Origin of the sequence: Streptomyces sp. NPDC006687 (genome assembly GCF_040636215.1) — a bacterium.
Lineage (GTDB): Bacteria > Actinomycetota > Actinomycetes > Streptomycetales > Streptomycetaceae > Streptomyces.
Window position 1 is genome coordinate 35,047 of record NZ_JBEYJJ010000025.1, and the last position, 15,323, is coordinate 50,369.

The window sequence follows — 15,323 nt, forward strand, 5'->3', positions numbered from 1 at the left end:
AAAGCCCGCTCCTCCCCCATGCGGGGGGACTGTCTCCCCCGCGCGGGGGAGACCACCCCGCCCCGGCCCCGACACCGGACAGGACCCCGGGCCGGCTCCGCGCCGGGCCCCAGGGGCGCGCGGCACCCGAGACAGGGCGGGCGGCACAGGTCAGACGAGGACGCGGTTCAGGGCCGGGACCTCGGGCCCTGCGACGCCCGTCGCAGGCGGCGGGCGCCGAGCAGCAGGCCGCCGCCCGCGGCCACGGCGGCCACTGCTCCGGCGCCGTAGGCCCACTCCCGGGGCCCGGTGTGCGCGAGGGCGCCCGCCGCCCCCACCTCCCCCGCCTCCTCCGGCTCCTCGGGGCCCTCCACCGAGAACCGGTACCCGCTGGTCCCGCCGACCCACTCCCCGTCGTCCCCCTTCCTCTGCACGAGCGCGGCATCGGCGACGACCTCGCCGAGGGGTGCGTCCGGAGCGAAGGAAAGCTGCACCTTGACGGTGGCCGTACCGCCGGCCGGCACGGAGAAGCCGGGGAAGGCGTTCTTGCCGTCGAACACCGCGATGATCTCGTCCCGGTCGCTGCGCTCCAGGCTGACGGGGAAGGGGCCGCCGGGGGCCTCGAACCGCATACGGAGGTGCGCGGGGCGCAGGGCCCGGGCGGGGTCGGTGAAGACGATGACGGGGTGGATGGCGGTGCAGGTGCCGCCGGTGGTGTTGGTCAGGTCCAGCAGCCAGCTCTGCGGGCCGCCGCCCGCCCGGTAGATCGCCGGACCGCCCCGGATCCGGGCCCCGATCGGGAAGGCACCGCTCTTGCCGTCCCCGCAGGTGGCGCGGGCCCGGGAGGGCAGGGCCGGCGCGGGCATCGCGGGGGCGGGCGCGGGGTGCGGGGCTCCGCCGGTGCCGGTGTCCGCGGTGGCGGGGGGCACGGCGAGGGCGAGCAGGAGGGCGGTGAGGGCGGGGGCGTTGCGCAGTCGCATGGAAGACCTCGCTGCTCGCCGGACGGAGTAATGATCGGACGAGGCGACAATCACCCCGCCGTGCCCGCACCCTCCCACGCCCCCAAGCCCCCATCCCCTCCCCACGCCCGCCCCCTGCCACTTTCCGCCCGTATGGCCGCCACGGACCAAGGTCTGCCCGGACCCGCGTCCACCAGCCAACGCCCACCAAACCGAAACGCACCCGCCCAGCCCGCCGGGCCAACTCCCGACGCCGCCCACCCCGCACCGCCACCGGGCGGCGCGGCCCACCGCACCACCCTTGGCCCGCAGCAGCCCCACTCCCCGGCCCACCGCCCGAAACCCGGCGCCTCCCACCCCGCGCCCCCGTCCCTCACCCCCGCCCGAACACCGGCCCCAGGACGAGTTCCGCCGCCCCCTCCGCGACCCCCACCCGCGCCGCCTCCACCATCGGCGGGGTCGCCGACAGGCGGCGGGACTCCAGCACCTCCCGGACCCCCCGCACGAACACCTCCGGCGCCCCCGCGACGACCCGGCCCCCCAGCAGCACCCGGTCCACATCCAGCAGCGCGACCAGGTTGGCCGCCCCCTCCCCCAGCACCCGCGCCGCCCCCGCCAGGTCGCCCCGGGCCACCGCCTCCAGGCAGAGCACCTCCAGGCAGCCCCGCCCGCCGCACCGGCAGCGCGGGCCGTCCAGCATCAGCACCTGGTGCCCGAACTCCCCCGCCCCCGACCGCGTACCCCGGTGGACCACGCCGTCCAGCCGCAGCCCCGCCCCGATCCCGGTCCCGACATGCACGTACACCGACGAGCCGCCCCCCGGCGCCCCCGCACCGCCCGGCCCGCCGGAACCGGCCACCGCGACGCCGGCGTTGGTGTCCTTGTCCACCACCACCGCCACCCCCAACCGCCCCACCAGCACCTCCCGCAACGGGAACCCCTCCCACTCCGGGAACCCCGTCACCCGCCCCAGCACCCCGCTGCGCCAGTCCAGCGGACCCGGCGCGGCCACGCCCACCCCGAGCAGCGGCGGACCCTGCGCAGTGCTCGAAACCCGCGCCACCGCCCGTACGACCGCCCCCACCGCGGCCTCCGGCCCCGCCCCGAAGTCCAACGGACCGCTCCATTCCGTGACGACGCCACCCGCGAGGTCGACCCGTACGGCCCTCAGCGCATCACGGTCCAGGTGCACCCCCACGGCGTGCCGGGCGTGCGGGACCAGCCGGAGCCGGGTCCGCGGCTTGCCGCCCGTCGAGGCGTCACGGCCGGCCTCGGCCACCAGCCCCTCCGCCGCCAGCCGGGCGGTGATCTTGCTGACGGCCTGCGGGGTGAGCCCCGTACGGCCGGCGAGCTCGGCGCGGCCGAGTCCGTCCGGGCCCGCGCAGCGCAGCAGGTCCAGCAGCAGGGCCTCGTTGTGCCCGCGCAGCGCCGGCAGGTTCACCCCGCCCCGGCCGCCGGACCCCTCGCTGCGGCCGCCCCCTGCGTTTCCCCTGTTCACCAGCCCATTGTCCACCCTCCTTGCACTTACGCAACACTGTTGCCAAAGTGGATGCATGAACGCCACCCCAGCCCCTTCCCCCTCCTCCCCCCTCCGCGTAGCGCTCATCGGCTACGGACTCGCCGGTTCCGTCTTCCACGCCCCGCTGGTGTCCGCGACCGAGGGCCTCGTCCTCGACACCGTCGTCACCTCCGACCCCGGCCGGCAGGCCCAGGCCCGCGACGCGTACCCCGGCGTCCGCATCGCCGCCTCCGCGGACGAGCTGTGGGCCCGTACGGGCGACAGCCAGGACCCCCTCGACCTCGTCGTCATCGCCTCCCCCAACAAGACGCACGTCCCGCTCGCCACCGCCGCGCTCACCGCCGGCATCCCCGTGGTCGTGGACAAGCCCCTCGCCGCCACCGCCGCCGAGGCCCGCGAACTCGCCGCGCTCGCCGAGCGGACCGGAACCTTCCTCTCCGTCTTCCAGAACCGACGCTGGGACAACGACTTCCTCACCGTGCGCCGCCTCCTCGCCGACGGTGAACTCGGCGAGGTCCAGCGTTTCGAGTCCCGCTACGAGCGCTGGCGCCCCCAGCTCAAGGGCGGCTGGCGCGAGTCCGGCGCGCCGGAGGAGATCGGCGGCCTGCTGTACGACCTCGGCAGCCATGTCGTCGACCAGGCGCTGGTGCTGTTCGGCCCGGCCGTACGGGTCTACGCGGAGGCCGACGTACGCCGCCCGGGCGCCGAGGCCGACGACGACACGTTCATCGCGATCACGCACGCGAACGGCGTCCGCTCCCACCTCTACGTCAGCGCCACCGCCGCCCAGCTCGGCCCCCGCTTCCGCGTCCTCGGCTCGCGGGCCGGCTACGTCAAGTACGGGCTGGATCCCCAGGAGGCCGCGTTGCGCGAGGGCCTGCGCCCGGGCCGGACGGACGGGCCGGCGTGGGGCGAGGAGCCGGAGCACCTGTGGGGCCGGCTCGGGTCGGGCGAATCCCCGTTGACCGGCGGCGGGGACCCGGTGGCGACGGTTCCGGGCGACTATCCGGCGTACTACGCGGCGGTCGCGGAGGCCCTGCGCACGGGCGGGCCGGCCCCGGTCACGGCGGCTGAGGCGGCGGACTGCCTGGCGGTGCTGGAGGCGGCACGTCTTTCGTCCCGTGACGGGTCGGTCGTCGCCCTGTGACTCACTCTGTCGCAAAATCGACGGTTTGAGACCTCGGAAACGATCTATCCTGCACAGGCTGCTGATCATCACACATGTGAAGAATGGACACCCTGCCTGTGAAGCTGCCCCGGATCGCATCGATCGTGGCCACCGCCGCGATAGCCCCGGCCGTCCTACTCTCCTCGCCCGCCTTCGCCGCGGACGCGGCGGCGGCGACGCCGTCGTCCCCGGCCACGCCGGACCAGGGCACCGGCGACAGGCCGACGTCCGACAAGGCGGCCGACAAGCCCGCTGAGGACCCCCAGGCCGCGAAGGACCGGGCCACGATCGAGCAGCTCCTGGCCAACCCCGCGACCGGCCCCGGCGTGCGCGAGGCGGCCACGAAGGCGCTCCAGGGGACGGCCGAGCAGATGCGGCACTTCGTGACGGTCGAGTGGGCCGAGCAGCAGCACGAGGACGACGAGGTCCTCATCTCGCGGATCCACAACGGCGGCGGCCCCGCCGTGAAGGCGGCGGCGAAGGCGGCTCTCCTCAAGGGAACCCAGGAGGCGTTCAACGAGTTCCTGAAGGAGGGGCAGCACGCGGCCCGGCTCGAGGACGACCGCGTCGAGATGATGCGCATGCTGAAGGGCGCCGGCAACGGCATCACCAAGGCGGTGAACGACCTGATGAGCCACGGTACGCGCGAGCAGATCCGCGAGTTTGTCGCGACCGGCCAGTACAAGGTCCGGGCCGAGGACGACCGGGTGGCCCTGTTCGGCATGATCAAGGACGCCGGGCCGGGCCTCAAGGAGGGGATCATCAAGCTCCTCGAAGGCAACCCGAGCCCCGCACAGCTGCGCACGTTCGTGACGACCACTCAGCACGAGCTGCGCGACGACGACAACAGCGTGCTGATCTCGGCCATGGTCACCAAGGCCGGCCCGGAGCTGAAGAAGGCCGCCCTGGCCGCCCTCAAGGGCACGCCGGAGGACCGCGCCGCCTTCCTGAAGACCGGCCAGCACGTGGCCCGGGCCAAGGACGAGGGGCACGGCACGGGCGGCGGCAAGGACACTGGGAACGGCACCGGGACGGGGAACGGCACGGGCACCGGCGCCAAGGACGGCGTCCAGCCGGCCGTCGCCACGGGCACCGGCACGGGCAACGGCAACGCCGCCCCGGCCGGCGGCTCCTCCTCCGGCCCGCTCGCCAGCACCGGCGCCGGCGCCGGGACCACCTGGATCGCGGGTGCCGGCGCAGCCGCCCTCGCCTCGGGCGCCGGCCTGGTCATGGCCAACCGCCGCCGGCGCGCTTCGTCCGAAGGCTGACCGCCCGCACCGCGGAAGGGCGGGCCGCCCGAAGCAGCCCGCCCCTCCTCTCACACCTCAGCGCTACGCGCCCTTGAACTCCTGCCGCTGACGCCCGAGCCCCTCGATCTCCAGCTCCACGACGTCACCCGCCCGCAGGTACGGCTTCGGCTCCGGCTGGCCCATGGCCACGCCCGCGGGGGTCCCCGTGACGATCACGTCACCGGGGTAGAGGGTCATGAACTGGCTCAGGTACCGCACGACCTCGCCCACCGGGAAGATCTGGTCCGCGGTGTTGCCGTCCTGCTTGAGCTCGCCGTTGACCCACAGTTTCACGTCCAGGACCTGCGGGTCCGGGATCTCGTCCGCGGTGACCAGCCACGGGCCGAGCGGGGTGAAGGTCTCGCAGTTCTTGCCCTTGTCCCAGGTGCCGCCGCGCTCGATCTGGAACTCCCGCTCCGACACGTCGTTGACCAGCGTGTACCCGCCGACATGCGCGAGGCCCTCCTCGGCGGAGCCCAGGTAGCGGGCGGTGCTGCCGATGACGACGCCGAGCTCGGCCTCCCAGTCGGTCTTCACGCTGCCGCGCGGGATGAGCACGGTGTCGTCCGGGCCCACCACGGTGTCCGCGGCCTTCAGGAACAGGATCGGCTCGGCCGGCGGCTCCGCGCCGATCTCTGCGGCGTGCCCGAAGTAGTTCAGGCCGATGCCCACGACCTTGCCGATCCGGCCGACCGGTGAGCCGACGCGCAGCCCCTCCGCGTCGAGCACCGGAAGCCCGCCGCCCGCAGCGGCGTCCCGTACCCGGGACAGCACGGAGTCGTCGGCCAGCAGGGCCCCGTCCACATCCGTGATCAGGCCGGACAGGTCCCGAAGGGTGCCGTCCTGGTCGAGCAGCGCGGGGCGCTCCGACCCGGCGGGTCCGACACGCAGCAGCTTCATGGGCATTCTCCCGTGGTCGTGGGTGGTCGGCCCACGGGCATGCCAGAAGCGCCCCGAGGGCCGGCCGATGGGTTGCGGCCATCGGAGGATTGGCTGATCCTCCAAGAAGTCCGATCAATCCGCAAGACCCTGTTCACAGACTGGAACGCCCCCCTCCACCCGGCCCCCGGTTACCCCTCCGAGCCCCGCCGGGCGTCGGCTCAGACCCCCGCCCCGGCGGCCGGCCGGGGCGACCGACGCTGGAGCCAGGCCCGCTCGGCCACCGACCAGGCCGTCGTCGTCAGCAGGTACAGCCCGGCGGCCAGCGGGACGACGGCGGCCGTGATCAGCGTCCCGAACGACAGCAGGGGCAGTACGCCGCCCAGCTTCCGCATCGCCGCCAGCTGCTCCGCGCTCGGCACGGCCGCCGCTGCCCCCGCGCCCTTCGCCCCCGGCAGGACCGGCGGCACGGCAGGCGCGGCCGCCGCGGCGCGCCGTCCGCGCACCGCGCTCCACGCGGCCACCACCGCGATCCCGGCGAACAGCCCGAGGAACACCACCCCCTGCGCCCCGAACACGCCTCCCTCTTCCAGCGCCCCGGCCCACCGGGCCCCCAGCGGTGCGGCGAACAGCCGGTGGCCCAGCAGCTCGCCCCCCGAGGAGAACGACCGGTACATCAGGTAGAACACCGGCAGCTGGAGCAGCATCGGCAGGCATCCCGCCGCCGGGGTCGCGGCACGGAACGCGGCACGGCCCAGCGGGAACAGGGCGAGCCGTACGAGCAGGGTGAACAGCACGATCGCGGCAGCGGTCGCGGACTCGGCCAGTACCGGCTCCAGGAGCCGGCCCAGCTGGGCAACGAGATGAGTGAAAACGGACACGCGGGCCCTCCGAGGGGTCTCGTCAAACGTCGAAAAGGTGCATTTCGGCGTGACGACCCGCGAGGGGCGACAACAGCGTTCAGTCGGAAGAAGAGCAGAAGGCAGCGGACACTGCGCGCCCCTACGCGGCCGTCAGGACCAGACAGCCGGGTGCCCTGGGCCGCGACCGGCCCGAAGCGTCGGGATCGCGCTGCGGCAGGAACGCCGTGCGCTGCTCGCGATCACGGATCGCGGTCCGTATTCGGTGCGGCGGAACGGGCCGCACGAGACATGCCGCCAGCATGGCCGCGCCCACGGCGACCGCCGCGGCCAGCACGACCACCCCGGCCGTCAGCCCGGCCTCACCGGACAGCAGCCCGAGGGCTCCACCCACCAGCAGCAGCACGGCGAGCAGGGACGGAAGGGAGAAGGAGGAAGAGCAGGAAGAGGAGAAGAAGGACCGCGCGCGAACGACAACCCGCCCCACACGAACCACCCCCTCGACTCCGCTCGCCAGACCCGTCCCGTACGAACTCAAGATCGATACTAATCGACATGAGCGACAACACCACCGACTCTAACGGCCCGCACTGACAACGCCCTTGAGCATGCCCCAGACCACCAGCCGGTACTTGGAGGTGTACTCCGGCGTACACGTCGTCAAGGTGATGTACGACCCCGCGGCCTCGTACCCGTACCCCGGCCTGACGGCGCTCCGCGGCACCGGCGCGATGACCCCCACATCCCCCGGGCTCGTCTCCGCGAGCACCTTCCCCACCACGTACGTGTACCGCCGCCCCCGCAGATCGACGAGCACCTCGTCACCCTCCCGCAGCCGGTTCAGGTACCGGAACGGCTCCCCGTGCGTGTTCCGGTGCCCGGCCACCGCGAAGTTCCCCTCCGCACCCGGCTGGGCCGTCCCCGGGTAGTGCCCGGCGTACCCCTTGTCCAGCACGGCCCGCCGTTCGACCCCCTCCGCGACGGGCACGGCGAGCCCGAGCCGCGGAATCCGCAACACGCCGTACGCCTCATCCCGCACCGGCACGACACCCGGGGCCCCACCCTTCCCTCCACCCCCACCCGCACCCCCGCCGCCGGACCCCCCACCGGCCCCGCCCCCCGACCTCCCGCTCAAATCCCCCTCGACCACCCCTGGAACCTCCCCCACCCCAGCCACCCCAGGCGCTACCTCCCCCACCTCCCCCACCCCGTCCCCCGCCCCTCCTGCCTCCCCCCACACCCTCTCCAGAGCCCGGACCTGCTCCCGCGCCCCGGCCACGGCCTGCCGATTGGTCCACCACACCTGGTGCACCACCAGCAACGCCACCACCACCCCCACCGTGGTCAGCACCTCACCGGCCACCCACAGCAGCCGCGCGAGCCCCGCCCGGCCCGCCCGCCGGCCGCGCCCTTGCACCACCACACGCACCCGATCCCGCACGGCGGGCACCTTAAGTCTTCCCCCCTCAACTGACCAGCGGCAGTACGGTGTGAACCATGCGCCCCGACACGCCTGCTGAGCACATCGCCGAAGCCGAGCGCCTCATCCGCACGGCGACCCGTTACCCCGAGGACCAGGAGCCCCTGCTCCTCCAGGCCGCGGCCCACCTCGAACTGGGTGACGCCCGGGACCGCGCGAGCGCGCTCTACGACCGGCTCCTCTCCGCCTCCCCCGCCAACCCCCACCTGATCAAGGCCCGCCAGGCCGCGAACCTGTGGGAGTACGGCCACGAGGCCGAGGCCCGTGCCCTGATCTCCGGCATCCGCGCCGCAGCGCCCACGGACCCGGCCCCCTGGGAGGTGATCGCGGAAGCCCTCGAAGCCCACGACGAGCTGGAAGCCTCCCACGAGTGCTTCACGGAGGCGGCGACCCTCCTCACCTCGGAGGACACCCCCCTCACCCAGGCCACCACCGCACTCCTGACGGGCCGCCACCGCGTCCGCCGGCTCCTCGCCCTCCCGCACGACGACTGGGACATGGTCGCCGACACCCGCCACATCGGCCCGATCCCGCTGGACGAACTCCACGACCCCAAGCGCATCTGGGCCCTGGGCTCCAACGACCCGGCGGAGCTCCGCGCCGAGATCGCCCGCCTGCGCGCCGAACTCGGCGACCGCCGCGCCGCCCTCTCGCGCCCCTTCCCGGTGGCCATCCTCCACTGGCCGGCCCGCGAACTCTCCGAGCTCCTGACCAGCTACCCCACCCTCACCTCGGAGTACCCCTCCCACGAGGCGCACCTGACGAAGGTCGAGTCCTCCCTCCGCGCCCTGGCCGCCTCGGGCACCACGAACCTCGGCATCGTCACGGCCAGCGTCCCCTCGTACGAGGCGTTCGCCGCCTCCGAGAAGTCCTCCCCGGCGTCCCCGTCCCTCCTGGCCGAGTACGCCACCACCCTGGCCGCCCGAGGCAAAGCCACCCCCTGGCCCCCCACCCCCACCTCCCCCTGCTGGTGCACCTCGGGCAAGCCGTACGCGGAGTGCCACGGGGTGTCTGCAAGCTGACCCCGTGGCCTGTGTGGTCAGTCGACCATGCCCCAAGCAGCAGCAGTGCTCGTCCCTGCCCAGCCTGCGCCGTCCCGCCAGATGGCAGCGATGCCTTGGTGCTCGAGGTACGGCCCGTAGGCACCGATGTCCTCGGAGAAAAGGGCGATGAGGTGAGGAGTGGCGACCCCCTGCTCCCGGTACAGGAAGTAGCTGTACTCGCGGAGTTGCCCTACGGCTTCACGTACGGCCCGGGTGGGGTCGCCGTTCCTCACGATCTTGACTTCCACCAGCCATTCCGGTGCCCCCGGCCCCATGGCGTCGCCCTGCCGAAGAATCAAGTCCTTGGGGTGGATCCGTAGATTCGTCGGGGTGAAGTCCCTAGTCACGATGTACGCGCCGAAGTCCTCGATCAGCGCCTCGTGCTTCTGGCTCTTCAGCTGTTGCCGGGCAGCGATGTTGGCCACGTAGCCACTGCTGTTCCGCGGTTTGAAGCCGCCTGCCGGCCGGACCACCACCCTGCGTCGTCCCTGGTCTGGCTCCAGATCGGATTGCAGGTCAAGCTCCAGGTCATCTTGTTCGGCATCCCTTGCAGCGCGCCAGGCGACATCGGCCGCCGCGGCGCGCTGAAGAAGGTTGGCCGCGACCCGTAGGTCTTGCTGGAGCTCTTCTTCGGTGGGCAGGTCGTCCACTGCATAGGGGCGAGCCACCACGCTGGCCGCTTCGTACGCCTCGGGACGTTCGCCGCGGCCGAACGACGGACGATGGTTCCACTCCTCGGCCACCGTCGGGGGAAGGGAACCGTAGAGCCTGGTCGCCTGGCGCTCAAGGAATGTGAGGAAAGCTTTCTTCTCTTTGATCTTGTCCATCAACTCGCTGACCCCCTGCTGCAGGGTCAGCGTCACGGACGTCAGGTCCGTGCTGAAGATGTACGCCAGATACAGACCGGCTTTGGGGTCCGTATTGATGGCCGAATCGAACACACCAACCCAAGGAGCCCTGGCCGCGCTCCCTTTGCCGCCGAATCCCGCAACGATCCAGCCGTCCAGCACGCCCAGGTCCGTACGGCCGTTGATCGCGCGCAGAATCTGCTGGCCCGGTACGTCCTTACCGGTGCCCGCCTTCTGGTCGTAAGTCCGCGCAACATCAAGAAGCAAATCCCGCATTGTCATGCCACGACGCTAGGAAGAGATCGACGTGAGTCAACCCCCCTTAGACGTTGCACCTACAACTGGCTTGATCTCGCTGCCGTGTAGCAGACGTCCGGACAGCGCCTCCCCTCAAAGGCGGCCTTCCAGTGGCAGGGGGAGCTGGACGTGGCCCCTTGCTGTGAGGGTGGGTGGGGTGGGGCGGGTCGTGGTGAGGGTGAGGAGGGTGCGGAGGGCTTTGAGGACTTCTGTGGGGGTGTCGCGGATTATCGACGGGGTGGCGCTGACGACCAGGACGCCGTGGGATTCCAGGCGGAGGCGGCGGCGGAGGGTGGCGTGCCAGGCGTCTCGGGTGTAGTGGTACTCGGCCGAGTCGATCTCCAGGGCCACGCCGTGGTCGGGCCAGTAGGCGTCCGGGCTGGCCAGGAAGGTGCCGTCGGGGGTGGAGAGGCGGGCGTTCCACAGCGGGGTCGGGAGGTCCGTGCCGGTGAGGACGTCGCGGGCGCGGGCCTCGGCGATCGAGCGGACGCCGGCCAGGAGTTCCCCGGCGGCGGCGCGGACCGCCGGGCGGGACAGGAGGCGGGCGCCGCGCAGTTCGGTGTGGAGGTCGTGCGGGTGGCACCAGCCGGACTGGACGACCTGCGCCAGGACGGAGCGGACCCGGTCGGGGCTCGGGCAGCGGGCGGCGAAGTCGGCGGCGGCGCGGACGGGCCGGGCGGTGGGGACGCCGGCGACGGTCAGGGTGCCGGGCCAGCGTGAGGTCGTCACGGGGCGGACGCGTGGGGTGGCGGTGAGCCGGCGCGGGTTGCGGATCAGGACGTCGGCCGGGGTGGGCGGGGCGTCGCGGATGCCGAGGAGCGTGAGGGCGGCTCCGCCGGTGAGGGCCGCGGTGTCGCCGGTGAGCGGGTCGGCGGTGGGTTCGGCGGCGTACAGGACGGCGGCCAGGGCGCGTTGGCGTGGGTCGGGCGGGCCCGTCTGGAGGAGGTAGACGCGGGGCAGGAGGCGTTGCCAGGGGCCGCCGGGGCGGGTGCGGGAGGTGATGGTGGCGTCCGGGACGCCGGTGGTGATGAGCTGGTGGCGGGTGGCCAGGTTGAGCTGGCGGCGGACGAGTGGGGCGGATGCCGGGTGGGTGATCATGGCCCCGGTATGCCCGGCCGGGCGGTGTCCAGTCGTCCCGTTCGGGTGGTGGTCAGGGGCGGCCGGGGTGGTCCGGGGCGAGGAAGACGACGACGTTCGTCGCGGTGCCGGGGAGCGGGGGGACCTCGTGCCAGCCGAGGCGGTGGTAGGTGGCGACGGTGTCCTCCGCCAGGCGGGACGTCAGCAGCCATGCGCGCTGCTGGGGGGCGTCGGCGGTGATCTCGGTGAGGAGGGCCCGGCCGGTGCCGGTGCCGCGCGCGTAGGCCCGTACGGCCAGTTCGTCCACCTCCAGGGCCCCGACCAGCAGGTCGCGCACCCGGGCCGGGCCCAGTTGCGCCGCCACCTGGGGGTAGCCGCGGCCCCGGGGGAAGGGGGCGGGGGTCAGCCAGGCCGTGGCGAAGCCGTCGATGCCGGCGGGGGACTGGGTGAAGGCAGTACGGAATCCGGGGCGGCGGACGTTGGCCTGGAGGCGGGCCGCGAACTGGCGAATGGTTTCTGCGTTTTCGTTCCAGGGCGGGGCGGAGAAGACGTCGGCGTAGGCGTCCACGAGTTCGTCGGCGAGGTCGAGGACGGCGCGGCCGTAGGAGATCACGTGCGGCTCCGGTGGGGTGGGTGAGTGGGTGGGCGCGGTGCGGGTGGCTGGGTGAGTGGGGGTGGGTGGGCGTTGTGGGTGAAAGACCGAAAGTAGGCGAGGGGGGTGTGTGGGGCACGGAGGGGAGGAACCCGGCGTGTGCCGACAAATCGGCCGCAGGGGGGAGGGGGGAAGCGGGTGGGGTGACGTTTGGGGTCGGGGCGCTGCGGCCGCGTGCTGCGGGTGGCGGGGCTGGGCGTCCTGGCGGGTGAGCCGGGTGGGCTCGCGCTCCGGGCCAGCCTTGGGGGCGGGGCGCCACAGCCGCCCGCTGTGGGGGGTGGTGCGTAGCACCCTCGGCTTCCGGTTCAGCCCTCAGTGTGGGCGCTGCTGCCGCACCCTGTCGGTCGCGCCGGGCCGGGGCGGCGCTGCTTGGCTTCCGGCGCGTCCTCGGGAGCGTGGCGCTGCGGATGCCCGTGCCGGTGGTGGCGCCCGGGGCTGTGGCGGGTGGGGGCTGCGGGCTCGGCTTCCGGTTCAGCCTCAGGGTGGGTGCTGCTGACGCACCCGGCGCTGTGGGGGGTGGTGCGCTGCGGGATCGGCTTCCGGGGTGGGGTGCTGGTGCCGTGCCCTGCGGGTGGCGTCGTGGGGGCGGGCTTTGGGGTGGTGTGGTGGGGGTGCGGCGGGGTTTCGGGGGGTCGGGTTAGCCTCGTTGGGGGTTCAACGGTCATCACATGACGTGACCGTGTGGCTGCGTGCGCCGGTGCGTACGGAGGGCACGGCTGATACGACGAGGGAGTTCGACATGGCGCGGGTACCGAGTTCGGCAGTGGCGGCGGCAGGGCTGGTCGGCGGTTACGCCGTGGCCCGCTGGACGAAGAAGCGGCCCCTGGGCGGGGTCGTGCTCGGCGCCGCCGGGGTCCTGGCCGGCCGGGAATGGCACCGTCGCGGTGGGGTCCCGGCGGCTGCCGGCCTGGGTGCGCTGTACCTGGCGGGCTTCGCAGGGGCGCACCCGTTGGCGAAGAAGGTCGGCGCGTGGCCGGCGGTCGTCGGGGCTGCGGGTGTCGTGGCCGCCGCGGCGTGGGCGGTGGCCGACCGGGGGTGACCCGTCCCTTGCGGGGCGGTGGGCTGCCGGGTCCCGTCCGGGTGGGAGGCACGGGGGGTGGCGTCGCTCGCGTGAGGGCCGTGTCGGTGCGGGTCTTCCCGCGCCGGGCACCGTCGGGGCGGAGGGGGCGTCCGTTCCCGTGCGGGTGCGGGTGCGGGCCGCTGCGCGGGGCCGTCCCCTACCCGCCCTTCCACCGTTCCCGACTCCATCGCCGTCGCGGCTCCGAAGGCCCGGCGCTCCGCGCCGCCCCGGTGCGCTGGTCTTGTTGGGGCGGGCACGCCCCTCGTCGTTCACGGCCGGTTTCGCTGGTGCGGGTCACCCCACGGCGCTCCGCACCCCCCAGGTGCGCTGAACTTGTCGGGGCGGCCACGCCCCTCGTCGTTCACGGCCGGTTTCGCTGGCGCGGGTCACCCCACGGCACTCCGCACCCCCCAGTTGCGCTGAACTTGTCGGGGCGGCCACGCCCCTCGTCGTTCACGGCCGGTTTCGCTGGCGCAGATCACCCCACGGCACTCCGCGCCCGCGACTCAGACGCCGGCGAGGCTGGAGGGGAGGGGGGTCTCCTCGTTCATTCCGGGGCGGCTGTCAGGCGCCGGACGGCCGCCTGGGCCTGCGGCACGAAGAGGGCACGTCCGCCCGGTCTGCCAGGCCCCCGACGGCCTCGCCTCTTCGCCGAGCCGGCGATGGGGTGGCGGTGAGGCAGGCGGGCCCTCGGGCGGAGCGCCGCCGCCCTACCCGCCCAGCAGGTGGGAGGTCGTGTAGATCAGCAGCCCCGCCAGCGCGCCCACCACCGTGCCGTTGATGCGGATGAACTGGAGGTCGCGGCCGATGTGGGCCTCGATCTTGCGGGAGGTGTGTTCGGCGTCCCAGGCGGCCACCGTGTCCGTGATCAGGGAGGTGATCTCCGCGCGGTAGGTCGTCACGACGTAGACCACCGCGCCTTCGAGCCAGCCCTCCACCTTCGACTGGAGCCGGCCGTCCGTCGCCAGCCTGCCGCCCAGGGACAGCAGGGAGGACCGGACTCGCAGGCGCAGCTCGCTGCGTTCGTCCTCGGCCGCCGAGATGATCATCGAGCGGACCGCCGTCCACGCCGACGCGATCGCGTCCTGCACCTCACCCCGCGCCAGCACCTCGGACTTCAGCCGCTCCACCCGGGCCCGCGTCTCCGTGTCCGACTGGAGGTCCGCCGCGAAGTCCGTCAGGAAGCGGTCCAGTGCCCCGCGCGCCGGGTGGCCCGGCATGTCGCGCATCTCCGTGACGAAGCGCAGCAGCTCCTTGTACACCCGGTCGCCGATCTTGCGGTCGACGAAGCGCGGGGTCCAGCCAGGGGCTCCGCCCTGGACGGCGTCCATGACCGAGTCCCCGTGCATGACCAGCCAGTCGTGGGCCTTCACGCACATCAGGTCGACCACGCGGTGGTGGCCGCCGGCGGCGACGACGCGCTCCAGGGTCTTGCCGATGCCCGGCGCGATCTCCGCCGCCTCCGCCCGCCGGGTGATCGCCTCGCCCAGCACCGCCTGGACGTCGGAGTCGCGCAGGACCGTCAGGGCGCCCCGCAGTGCGGTGGCCAGTTCCGCGGTGACCCGGTCCGCGTGCTCGGGCTCGGCGAGCCAGGCGCCGAGCCGGCCTCCGATGCCGAGGGCGTGCAGGCGGGCGCGTACTACGTAGGCGGAGAGGAAGTTCTCGCCGACGAACTCGCCGAGCGAGACCCCCAGCTGGTCCTTCTTCGTGGGGATGATCGCCGTGTGCGGGATGGGTAGCCCCAGGGGGTGGCGGAAGAGGGCCGTCACCGCGAACCAGTCCGCGAGCGCGCCGACCATGCCGGCCTCCGCCGCGGCGGCCACGTACCCGGCCCAGGCGCCCGCCCCCCATGCCTGACGGGCGCAGGTGGCCAGTGCGTAGACCACGGCGACGAAGATCAGCAGACCCGTCGCGGTGGCCTTCATGCGGCGGACGCCGTGCCGCCGTTCCTCGTCCGCCTCGCTGAAGACGAAGGTGCCGCGGACGGGCGGTGCCGGTGGCGCTGTGGCTCCCGATTGCTTCACGTGCTGCTCCTGCCTTCCCCCGATGGCCGGTTTTGTCTGCATAGCATCCGACTCCCGGGGGGCTCCGGGAGTTCCCGGCGCGCCGCGGCCTAGATGTATTGACCTGCAGGGTTGTTGACGCGGGTGATGGGCGGGTGTCCGTCGAGTGCGGTGTGGCAGCGGTGGTGGTTGTAGGTGTGGAGGAAGTCT

14 protein-coding genes and 1 pseudogene are annotated in these 15,323 nt (G+C 73.5%); 4 read left to right on the forward strand and 11 right to left on the reverse strand.

Translation table 11 applies throughout. The features are described from left to right. Nucleotides 1-167 precede the first annotated feature (167 nt). Together ABZ716_RS23615 and ABZ716_RS23620 are read right to left on the reverse strand one after the other, a co-directional pair. Nucleotides 168-959 (reverse strand): hypothetical protein, encoded by a 792-nt coding sequence (locus ABZ716_RS23615; protein WP_358961494.1) that lies wholly within the window; start codon nucleotides 957-959, stop codon nucleotides 168-170. 352 nt (nucleotides 960-1,311) lie between these two features. Beyond that, complete coding sequence (locus tag ABZ716_RS23620; protein WP_358961496.1) at nucleotides 1,312-2,436, reverse strand: ROK family transcriptional regulator; 1,125 nt, start codon at nucleotides 2,434-2,436, stop codon at nucleotides 1,312-1,314. A 55-nt stretch (nucleotides 2,437-2,491) separates the two neighbouring features. Between ABZ716_RS23620 and ABZ716_RS23625 the strand changes: the two genes are divergently transcribed. After that, the gene (locus ABZ716_RS23625; protein WP_358961498.1) at nucleotides 2,492-3,604 is read left to right on the forward strand and encodes a Gfo/Idh/MocA family oxidoreductase; all 1,113 of its coding nucleotides are present in this window, start codon (nucleotides 2,492-2,494) and stop codon (nucleotides 3,602-3,604) included. An 83-nt stretch (nucleotides 3,605-3,687) separates the two neighbouring features. After that, nucleotides 3,688-4,893 (forward strand): ALF repeat-containing protein, encoded by a 1,206-nt coding sequence (locus tag ABZ716_RS23630; protein WP_358961500.1) that lies wholly within the window; start codon nucleotides 3,688-3,690, stop codon nucleotides 4,891-4,893. Nucleotides 4,894-4,956: 63 nt separating this feature from the next. Here the strand turns inward: ABZ716_RS23630 and ABZ716_RS23635 are convergent, their stop codons facing one another. From ABZ716_RS23635 to ABZ716_RS23650, 4 genes are all read right to left on the reverse strand, one after another. After that, nucleotides 4,957-5,814: a fumarylacetoacetate hydrolase family protein gene (locus ABZ716_RS23635; protein ID WP_358810122.1), complete on the reverse strand. Its 858-nt coding sequence runs from the start codon at nucleotides 5,812-5,814 to the stop codon at nucleotides 4,957-4,959. A gap of 200 nt (nucleotides 5,815-6,014) precedes the next feature. Continuing rightward, complete coding sequence (locus tag ABZ716_RS23640) at nucleotides 6,015-6,674, reverse strand: YidC/Oxa1 family membrane protein insertase (RefSeq protein ID WP_358961503.1); 660 nt, start codon at nucleotides 6,672-6,674, stop codon at nucleotides 6,015-6,017. Between the two features lie 121 nt (nucleotides 6,675-6,795). Next, nucleotides 6,796-7,053 (reverse strand): DUF6412 domain-containing protein, encoded by a 258-nt coding sequence (locus ABZ716_RS23645; RefSeq protein WP_358961518.1) that lies wholly within the window; start codon nucleotides 7,051-7,053, stop codon nucleotides 6,796-6,798. Between the two features lie 177 nt (nucleotides 7,054-7,230). Beyond that, nucleotides 7,231-8,103 (reverse strand): class E sortase, encoded by an 873-nt coding sequence (locus ABZ716_RS23650; protein WP_358961505.1) that lies wholly within the window; start codon nucleotides 8,101-8,103, stop codon nucleotides 7,231-7,233. A gap of 47 nt (nucleotides 8,104-8,150) precedes the next feature. On the opposite strand from ABZ716_RS23650, the gene ABZ716_RS23655 reads away from it, so the two are divergent. Then, nucleotides 8,151-9,155 (forward strand): SEC-C metal-binding domain-containing protein, encoded by a 1,005-nt coding sequence (locus tag ABZ716_RS23655; protein WP_358810125.1) that lies wholly within the window; start codon nucleotides 8,151-8,153, stop codon nucleotides 9,153-9,155. A gap of 17 nt (nucleotides 9,156-9,172) precedes the next feature. On the opposite strand, the gene ABZ716_RS23660 is transcribed toward ABZ716_RS23655, so the two are convergent. The 3 genes from ABZ716_RS23660 to ABZ716_RS23670 all read right to left on the reverse strand — a co-directional run bounded on the left by ABZ716_RS23660 (nucleotide 9,173) and on the right by ABZ716_RS23670 (nucleotide 12,011). Beyond that, a complete protein-coding gene (locus ABZ716_RS23660) occupies nucleotides 9,173-10,306 on the reverse strand; it encodes a DUF3578 domain-containing protein (protein ID WP_358961507.1) in 1,134 nt (377 codons plus the stop codon). Between the two features lie 108 nt (nucleotides 10,307-10,414). Next, on the reverse strand, nucleotides 10,415-11,419 hold the full coding sequence (locus ABZ716_RS23665; RefSeq protein WP_358961509.1) for a hypothetical protein: 1,005 nt from the start codon (nucleotides 11,417-11,419) through the stop codon (nucleotides 10,415-10,417). Nucleotides 11,420-11,471: 52 nt separating this feature from the next. After that, a complete protein-coding gene (locus ABZ716_RS23670) occupies nucleotides 11,472-12,011 on the reverse strand; it encodes an N-acetyltransferase (RefSeq protein ID WP_358961511.1) in 540 nt (179 codons plus the stop codon). A 778-nt stretch (nucleotides 12,012-12,789) separates the two neighbouring features. Here ABZ716_RS23670 and ABZ716_RS23675 point away from each other — a divergent pair. After that, the gene (locus ABZ716_RS23675) at nucleotides 12,790-13,089 is read left to right on the forward strand and encodes a hypothetical protein (RefSeq protein WP_358961514.1); all 300 of its coding nucleotides are present in this window, start codon (nucleotides 12,790-12,792) and stop codon (nucleotides 13,087-13,089) included. Between the two features lie 731 nt (nucleotides 13,090-13,820). Here the strand turns inward: ABZ716_RS23675 and ABZ716_RS23680 are convergent. Both ABZ716_RS23680 and ABZ716_RS23685 read right to left on the reverse strand, forming a co-directional pair. Further along, nucleotides 13,821-15,035, reverse strand: coding sequence for a DUF445 domain-containing protein (locus tag ABZ716_RS23680; RefSeq protein WP_358961520.1), 1,215 nt, complete (start codon nucleotides 15,033-15,035; stop codon nucleotides 13,821-13,823). 188 nt (nucleotides 15,036-15,223) lie between these two features. Further along, nucleotides 15,224-15,323, reverse strand: a pseudogene (locus ABZ716_RS23685) (IS481 family transposase); the annotation flags it as partial.

Excerpts from the sequence above, each read along its gene's own strand:
- ABZ716_RS23615 (WP_358961494.1), bottom strand. The coding sequence starts at position 959 with ATGCGACTGCGCAACGCCCCCGCCCTCACCGCCCTCCTGCTCGCCCTC.
- ABZ716_RS23625 (WP_358961498.1), top strand. The coding sequence starts at position 2,492 with ATGAACGCCACCCCAGCCCCTTCCCCCTCCTCCCCCCTCCGCGTAGCG.
- ABZ716_RS23630 (WP_358961500.1), top strand. The coding sequence starts at position 3,688 with ATGGACACCCTGCCTGTGAAGCTGCCCCGGATCGCATCGATCGTGGCC.
- ABZ716_RS23635 (WP_358810122.1), bottom strand. The coding sequence starts at position 5,814 with ATGAAGCTGCTGCGTGTCGGACCCGCCGGGTCGGAGCGCCCCGCGCTG.
- ABZ716_RS23655 (WP_358810125.1), top strand. The coding sequence starts at position 8,151 with ATGCGCCCCGACACGCCTGCTGAGCACATCGCCGAAGCCGAGCGCCTC.
- ABZ716_RS23660 (WP_358961507.1), bottom strand. The coding sequence starts at position 10,306 with ATGACAATGCGGGATTTGCTTCTTGATGTTGCGCGGACTTACGACCAG.
- ABZ716_RS23665 (WP_358961509.1), bottom strand. The coding sequence starts at position 11,419 with ATGATCACCCACCCGGCATCCGCCCCACTCGTCCGCCGCCAGCTCAAC.
- ABZ716_RS23675 (WP_358961514.1), top strand. The coding sequence starts at position 12,790 with ATGGCGCGGGTACCGAGTTCGGCAGTGGCGGCGGCAGGGCTGGTCGGC.
- ABZ716_RS23680 (WP_358961520.1), bottom strand. The coding sequence starts at position 15,035 with ATGAAGGCCACCGCGACGGGTCTGCTGATCTTCGTCGCCGTGGTCTAC.